The following is a 7,500-nucleotide window of genomic DNA, read 5'->3' as shown; positions in this document are numbered from 1 at the left end:
CGATCCACTCTTGTTTCCAAAGAACGAATTCTTTTTCCCGTCTTGGTTGAAAAACGTTTTTTTATTTTGGTTTTCTTTTTGGTATGCTGACTCCGAGTTTTCAAATCACTTTTCTTTTCTCGTTCGTCTCGTACATTTTTCATTTTTTCTTTGGAATATTCCTCATCTTTGATCGCGCTCGTTTCGTCCTTTGGCGGAGCCCACCTTTCTTCGGGAAACTTGTCCTTTGACATTTTTTCTACGGAATGAGTTTTTTTTTCCTCAAGTCTTTCTTCCTGGCTTGATTGTGTTTCTTTTGCGTTGGAAGAGTATTCTCCCGGATCAGAAGGAGCTTTGGTTTCCTTTGAAGTTTCTTTTTCATTTGCCGGAAATTCCCCCGAATCCGGAAGACTATTTAAATCTTTGGGCGAAACCAACGGTTCCGAATTCATTTCAGGACTTAAGATCACTCGATCTGTTTTGGAATTGTTCGAGACTTCCTCACCTTCCTTCTTTTTTAAAAACCGGGAAATATCTTCCCGAAAGAGATAACTGTAAACGATCAAGGATCCTAAAAGTAAGATTAAGATTCCGGAAAGCAGGATTTTCAACTGGTCTCGTCTCATGGGTGTACCTGATTCAAATATCGGTTTTTCGTCTGTTTTTAAGTCTCATTTTCTCCGAATAGAATTCTGTGAGAGTTTTGTTTTTTCCCCGAGCTCTATTTGTTCTTTATCTTTTGGGTTCCATTTCGGGGCAGGTTGACCTTTCTTCCGCTCCGGTCAAAAGGGATGAAGACGAAATGAGCCGAGTTCTGATTTTAGAAAAGATACTATCCGAATGGAAACAATACAATCTTTTTCTTGTGGACTCGTTCGACGGCGCACGACCTTGGGAAATTTACAGAGGGGTTTCCTTTTTGAACGAAATCCGTTTTAATTCTCAGATCCCCGATAACACGGCTTTTTCCAAAGAGAGAGAATTTTATCCCTCTCTTTCCACCGCGAACGATTATCGCTCCATGATGATTCAGACTTTTTTCGAGAACCCAAAACATGCCCATTTGGAAATTCGACCCAAAGAGAAAATCAGACTTCCAATCGGGATTCCATCTCGAATTTTTTTTTGGATGTATTCCTCTTCTCAAAACGCGAAATTAGAATTGGTTCTTTATCAGCATAAGTCCAAGGAAATCGTGATCGATCTAGGGGATTTGAATTTCGACGGTTGGAAACGGATCGAAAAAAAATTGACGATCCCGGTAAAAAACACCAGGCTAAATCAAAATTTGCATTACCCGTTCGAAGTGGCGGAAATTCGACTCATCCCCGGTCCGTTTCAGAAAAAGGGAGAATTCGTTTTTTATCTGGATCGTATGGGTATCCTCGTGGATACAAGAAACAACAGTTATCCCGGTGCGGAGATTAAAGATAACTGGGGTACCGGTCTCTGAAAAATTCTCCGAGTCGTGACGGCTCCTTCGGATCAAAGCGAAAAGTATCCCATCCCATATAACCCGCGGCTTCTACGTTAGCCGCGTTGTCGTCGATCAGTACGTAGCGCATTCCCGGATAATCGGTTTGAATCCATTGAAAATATTCTTCCGCCGGTTTACGTGCTCCGAGTTCGCAGGAAAAATACAATTGATCGAACTGGGAGAACACATTCTGAATGTCCGGAAATTTTTGAAGTTCTTTGTACCAGACGGAATAATTACTGGCGAGTACGAGTTTATTTCCGCCGCTCTTAAGTAGTTTTACGATTCCGACGGTCTCGGGAATCAATCGCACTTTAGCGAACATACGTTCCTTGATCTTTCTCGGGTCGGGCAAATCGCCGTTTCGATATTCGGGTAAATAAAATCTTTCTAAGAACTCCTCCTCTTCGATGAGTCCCTTTTCAAATTCCAAGAAAGCGTTTCTTTCCCTTCCTTGGGCGAATTTTTCTCTCGATTCGCTGGGAAGCATTTTATAGAGTGCAGAATGAAAGGGATCCTTTATCAAGGTATCCATCAGATCAAAAGCAAATAAAACTCCGCTCATAAGCCTATGATTTTTTTATACCAAATCCTGACGATCTTTCTTCTTATCCTTATCTTTCCTCTCTCCCTCTTATTTCCTTCCGTAAGACTTTTTTTTAGAAAACGGTCCGAGGATAAAAAAAGAATTCTTTCCAAAGCTTTGGATCTTTCCGGTAAACATACCGTGTGGTTGCACGCGGCTTCCGTGGGAGAATTGGATCAGTGCAAAGCCTTGGCCCTTGAGTTCAGAAAATATGATCTGTCCGCTTTTTTGATTCAATCCGTTTTTTCCGAAAGTGTTAGAGATTCTCAACTCGAAGCGTTTCCCGCCGACGAAACCTTTCGCCTTCCGATCGATTTTCCGACCAATTATGATTGGATCTTCTCTCATTTCCAACCCAAGGTTTTGGTTTTGATGGCCTGGGACACTTGGCCGAATCTTATTCTTTCCGCGAAGCGCTTGGGCGCCAAAGTGGTGTTAGGTTCCGCGGTGATTGGCGCGCGCAAACAAGGTTTGATGGGAAGCTTGACTAAGGCGGTTTTTAGCCATTTGGACGGTATTTTTCCCTCTCACGAATCCTTTTACGATTCGTTTCGCGCTCTCGTTCCGGATAATATTCCGGTAAAAGTTTTGGGCGACACCAGATTCGATATCGTTCTTAAAAAGATAGAAGACAATAAAAAGGAATTCAAAAAACCCAGGAATTATCCGTATTCTAAAATTATACTATTTGCATCCACTTACGAGCCTTGTGAAAAATTAATCGTTTCTCTCTACGAGTTCATTCGTTCTAAAAATCCGGATTTGTTATACGAAATCGCGTTTTGGATATTTCCCCACAAAACTTCCCCCGACCGAATAACTTCCATAGAATACAATCTTCAGGACGCGAATATCTCTTACCAAACCTGGACTTCCGTTCCTTTCGAAAATATGTCCGCTCAAACGATCATCTTTGATGTGTTAGGCGTTTTAGCTTTTGCGTATCAGGCTGCGGACTTCGCCTATGTAGGAGGCGCCCTTCATAATCGAGTCCACAACGTTTTGGAACCCGCAACCTTCGGTTTACCTTTGATGACGGGCCCTAAAATTTCCAATTCCCCCGAGGCTAAAATCTTAAATCAAACCGGAGGGTTGTTTATCGTGGAATCCCCGAAGGACATATTCGATATTTTGAACATTCCAAAAACAGAATTCGAAAAAATCCGAAAACACAACGCGGAATTCGTTCAGTCCGGTCGGGGCGCGGCGAAACGGTTGTTCGATGAGATTATTAAATTATAATATATTTACGCTTCTTTCGGCTCTTTTTCTCTATCCGGGGAATTCTCGAAAAAGAATCTTTCGAATGACGAGTCCAAAAAGAATGTAGCCGAAATTTGGAATCCTGTTTGACGGTTGTAACGAAGAATTTCCGCATTTCAAAAGCGTCAAACGAGGTTATTGTCGGAACGTGCGCGTCCGAAAAAGTAAGAAAGCGAAAGGCTACCCCGTCGAGTCGTCGTTAAAATAACGTTACATACTCGAAACGGGACTTTGTCGTAATTATAGCGGTCTTTTCGTGACAGAAAACGAAAATTCGAGATAATTCATTATTTCCAAGAAGTGGTTTAAATCCAGTTGAATGGGTCAAGAAGTTATGATTGGGCGGCAGCAGGAGTTCCCAAAAAACGCACCGGGAAGCGACACATTGAGTCATCAAGCAGGTCTCGCAATTTTTTTACAAAAAGATCAATTATTCGAATTCGAAACTTCGTCGAATTTAGCTCTCTTTTGATAAACTGAATTGATATTTCAAATAGAAAGTCGTACACTTTAGATTCTTATAAATAAGGGAAACGTATCCATAGGAAGTTCGTTTCGGATTTAGGTCGTTTCATTTTTAAAACGAAAAGCGGTTCAACACAATGTTTCTTTATAAACAACTACGATTTTTATGTTTCTTTCTCGTTTTTGTATCTTGTACAAGCTGCCTTACTATGCACTTTCGCGAAAAACAAAATAGAATCCCCTTTTACAAATATGAACGGCCGACTCTACACGAAATTCGGGTCCTACAAAGTAAAAATCAACCTACATTAGAACTATATTATATAGGAGAAAACGAAAAAAAATTTAGTTATTATTGTGTAACCCCCTCCGATACAAACGATCAAAAAAAGGATATGTATCTTTACGATGTTCAATTTCGCAAGTTCGAAGATACCTGTGAATTCAAAGAAGAAGATTCGAATTGGCCAATCCGAGTAGAAAAAGCGGAGAGGAGATTGTTTCTTTACGATGTCGGAATAGTGATCAATGATCTTCCCTGGTGGGGTAAAAGCGATACAAGTCTTACCATCTATCGCGGACCTCACATAAGGAAAAAAATTTCAGACGTTCGAGAAGTCTGGACGATACAACAAAATCCCTTTGACTACAAACTTTGTATTGCGGATTCAAACAATAGGATTGTAGCTTTAGATTGTTCCAAACACGAAGAAGACTTAGATCTTTTTAAGATGCGACACGTCTGCATTTCGGCCGAATTCAACTGTTCGAAACAACCGAATTCGAAATTGCTTTCTTTGTCGGAAATTCCGAAATCTCCTCCAACCTATTTTAGCGCCCAACAAGGCTGGGCTCTCTATTATTCCCGTAAAAATTATGCGATTTGGTTATCCGAAGCGACGCCCACTCAAACAATTTCCCCGATCGTCCAAATCCGATTTGAGCCGTCTTTTAAAAAGTTTTCGTTCAAGAATGTGATCGAGTATGGACTGATTTATTTTTTGTATCCATTTACGATTGTGTTCGATCTCGTAGCTACTCCTACTTATTTTATCTATTTTACGTTAGCTGGTCCCAGCCATCTCTTTTAAGTCAGCATTTTTTGAACAGCCGCATACAACACGACATCCATGTTTATAATTTCCGAATCGTTTACGTTCAGTCGAAAAGCAAGCTTTACAGAATTTTCGTCAACCCGCCCCTTCTATCCTTCTCCTCAAGATATTCAAAATCGAATTTTGAATATCCCTCATCAAAAAATCACCCCAGAGAGACGCGTAAAAATTAAATCGGGTCGACAAACGGTATTTGCTCCGTAGATGAAGGACAGCGGTTCGTTTTTCTTTGTAATTTAGAATTTCATTGTATTCTAATTCGTACTCTCCCTGTAAGGCGTCGAAATAAGCGTCTCCGGAAACGACGTGCGAGCCCAACATTGTGATGGGAATTAGATTCGGATCCGCCTTAATTTCGAACTTCAATCTTCGATCCGGATCCCTCTCCGTTACGGTTTCATAAAACAACGTGAGTTCGGCGTAATGAGAAAGATCTTGTACTCAAAACGCTAGATCACATATTAAACCGACTTCCAGCAAAAAAGGGTAAAATACGGATCTGACATCAATATTTTGTGCAATAAACGATTAATTGTACAAAACAAAAAATAAACTAGAACGGAAAAATACTTTAGTCCCGTGATAAGAAAAGAAACCGAAAATTCCAGTTAAGTCTGAATGAGGTAGCAACAATCGTGGTTTTTTTTCATCTTTCTCATTATAGAGAATTTAAAAATTTTTATTTGATAGAAATAAAAAAGAACCTGAAATCCGAATTTCTAAAAACGGTAAGTTACAATCGTTTTGTTGAGCTGACGTCGAATGCGTTATCTGTTATAGCTTCGTTTCTATCCAATACTTGTATGGGAAAATGCTCCGGAATTTCTTTCATTGATTCTACGATTCTTTGGAGCATACGACAACGGAAGAATCCATTCTCATAAGAACCTGCCCAGCCACAGTTTTTTCTTATGAAAAAAAACCGGGGCTCGACAGAACCTTGCAGCTTGACGTTTTTGATAAAGTAGAATTAAGTTTTGGGACACACTATAAATTTTCCTTTTTAAGGAAAACTTTAGGATCTTTGAGTTCGCTTTTCGGAATCGCTTTCAATTTTACGGAACTTGTAAAAGATGAATATCCTCCTCTCGCTTTTTTTGTAAATCCCATCCGTTGTGTCCGGGCTCTGGAACCGCTTCGGGTATGGACCTTCTTTTACTTTCTTGCGAGAAAAAAATTCTATCCTCTTTGAATGAAGGAACGATCGGCACCGATTCCCTTTTGATTCCGATGAGTTATTGGAACCGACTGGACGCGTTTCAGAAAAAGGCCCTTTCCAAAAAACTTCCTTTTTTACTGAAGAGGTATACGAAGCACCTCGCGTCCCTGGATCGTCTTCATTGGAGAGCCGGGAAGATCAAATACAACTGGGGTGTGGGCGAATTGAAGAAGATGACGATTCATGTGAATTCCGGAGTTTGGGCGGTTTTGGGTGCTTTGGCGGCCGCGCACGGGGTTTCCAGGTGTTTTCTTTTTAATTATCTTCTTTGGTTGGAAGACGTTGGAGTCGGGGATTCTATTGTGAACACGATGAACCGGGGAGTTCCTCAATTTCACGGGACTTACAAGATGAGTTGGACCTTAAATCTACGAAAAAATCAAATTTCCAGGGCCTTATTCTTCGAACCGAACCCAATCACCAGCAAACATTTGTCCTCCTTACCAAAACCAAACCTCTAAAAAATCGTCTCACTCATTCGAATTAAACGACAAAAACCTGGGTTCTCAAAACGCGTGAGCGATCGTAGTGGAAATCCTGCAACGCAACATTCAAAAACGGAACAGTAAAGACAAAAAACGAAATCATTTGTATATTAGAAAAATACAAAATGGTGCGTTGCAGATTGAAACGAAGAGCGCGACCCGGCGCAAAACGCCGGGGCACGCCCGTGACATCTGACCCCTAAAACCTATCCACTAAAATGGGCACGCCCGTGATTAGATGTCAGCGTTTTAGAAATCAGGTTTACAGAAATCAGGCGCTTGATGAACAAAATAAGAAATTAAAAGGCCCTCATCGCTTTCAACGAAAAGGGCCTAAATTTTAGAAAACTCTAATTTATGGTTTCTTAATGATGAAACAATCTCATCAAAAGCCCGCCTTGTTGAACGAAAAATTCCGCAAAAACGAGACTTGTGATCGCCATCAGTTTGATCAGGATGTTGATTGAGGGTCCGGAAGTATCCTTGAATGGATCCCCCACTGTATCGCCTACGACCGCCGCTTTGTGTTGGTCGGAACCTTTACCACCGGCTTTTTTTTCGATATATTTCTTCGCGTTGTCCCAACCTCCGCCGGAATTCGCCGCAGAGATAGCAAGAACCACTCCCGCGACCAACGCACCCGCAAGAACACCCGCAAGAGTTTTCACTCCGAAAAGATACCCGACCAAAATCGGAGTCATGAGAACAAGTAATCCGGGAAGAATCATTTCCCGAAGTGCCGCCGTCGTGGAAATGTCCACACAACGTTTGTAGTTCGGTTTATTTTTTCCTTCCATAATGCCCGGAATTTCACGGAATTGTTTACGAACTTCTTCCACCATATCAACCGCAGCCTTACCTACGGATTTCATTGTCATAGCGGTGAATAAAAAAGGAAGCATCGCCCCGAA

8 protein-coding genes and 1 pseudogene (2 of these 9 running past the window's edge) are annotated in these 7,500 nt (G+C 41.2%); 5 read left to right on the top strand and 4 right to left on the bottom strand.

Features of this window, described 5'->3' with window-relative positions; translation table 11 throughout:
- Window positions 1-605, bottom strand: partial view of a hypothetical protein gene (locus tag FHG67_RS09060; protein WP_016761299.1) — the 5' portion only. It extends 124 nt beyond the left edge of the window; 605 of the gene's 729 nt are visible here — the first part of the coding sequence; its start codon is at window positions 603-605; the stop codon falls past the left edge of the window.
- A gap of 77 nt (window positions 606-682) precedes the next feature.
- On the opposite strand from FHG67_RS09060, the gene FHG67_RS09055 reads away from it, so the two are divergent.
- Window positions 683-1,432 (top strand): flagellar filament outer layer protein FlaA, encoded by a 750-nt coding sequence (locus FHG67_RS09055; protein WP_026054446.1) that lies wholly within the window; start codon window positions 683-685, stop codon window positions 1,430-1,432.
- Here the strand turns inward: FHG67_RS09055 and FHG67_RS09050 are convergent.
- Window positions 1,404-2,021 carry an HAD family hydrolase gene (locus FHG67_RS09050; protein ID WP_002624425.1) on the bottom strand — a complete coding sequence of 206 codons (618 nt, stop codon included), beginning with the start codon at window positions 2,019-2,021 and terminating at the stop codon, window positions 1,404-1,406. The two genes, FHG67_RS09055 and FHG67_RS09050, sit on opposite strands and share 29 nt — an antisense overlap.
- Before the next feature lie 6 nt (window positions 2,022-2,027).
- On the opposite strand from FHG67_RS09050, the gene FHG67_RS09045 reads away from it, so the two are divergent.
- Together FHG67_RS09045 and FHG67_RS09040 are read left to right on the top strand one after the other, a co-directional pair.
- The gene (locus tag FHG67_RS09045) at window positions 2,028-3,284 is read left to right on the top strand and encodes a 3-deoxy-D-manno-octulosonic acid transferase (protein WP_004499073.1); all 1,257 of its coding nucleotides are present in this window, start codon (window positions 2,028-2,030) and stop codon (window positions 3,282-3,284) included.
- Between the two features lie 623 nt (window positions 3,285-3,907).
- Complete coding sequence (locus tag FHG67_RS09040) at window positions 3,908-4,861, top strand: hypothetical protein (RefSeq protein ID WP_036075721.1); 954 nt, start codon at window positions 3,908-3,910, stop codon at window positions 4,859-4,861.
- Window positions 4,862-4,960: 99 nt separating this feature from the next.
- On the opposite strand, the gene FHG67_RS09035 is transcribed toward FHG67_RS09040, so the two are convergent.
- A complete protein-coding gene (locus tag FHG67_RS09035; RefSeq protein WP_185908043.1) occupies window positions 4,961-5,251 on the bottom strand; it encodes a hypothetical protein in 291 nt (96 codons plus the stop codon).
- A gap of 133 nt (window positions 5,252-5,384) precedes the next feature.
- Between FHG67_RS09035 and FHG67_RS09030 the strand changes: the two are divergent.
- Together FHG67_RS09030 and FHG67_RS09025 are read left to right on the top strand one after the other, a co-directional pair.
- A pseudogene (locus tag FHG67_RS09030) lies at window positions 5,385-5,770 on the top strand (transposase family protein); the annotation flags it as partial.
- 258 nt (window positions 5,771-6,028) lie between these two features.
- A complete protein-coding gene (locus FHG67_RS09025; RefSeq protein ID WP_004501757.1) occupies window positions 6,029-6,565 on the top strand; it encodes a DUF1564 domain-containing protein in 537 nt (178 codons plus the stop codon).
- A gap of 389 nt (window positions 6,566-6,954) precedes the next feature.
- Here the strand turns inward: FHG67_RS09025 and FHG67_RS09020 are convergent, their stop codons facing one another.
- Window positions 6,955-7,500: the final stretch of a sodium-translocating pyrophosphatase gene (locus tag FHG67_RS09020; RefSeq protein WP_004499021.1), read on the bottom strand. The gene runs 1,545 nt beyond the window's last position; the window shows 546 of its 2,091 coding nt (coding positions 1,546-2,091); its start codon lies beyond the right edge, outside the window; its stop codon occupies window positions 6,955-6,957.

The sequence above is a fragment of the Leptospira weilii genome, assembly GCF_006874765.1.
In the GTDB taxonomy this organism is placed as follows: Bacteria; Spirochaetota; Leptospiria; order Leptospirales; family Leptospiraceae; genus Leptospira; species Leptospira weilii.
This window is presented reverse-complemented; position numbering and strand designations above follow the sequence as displayed.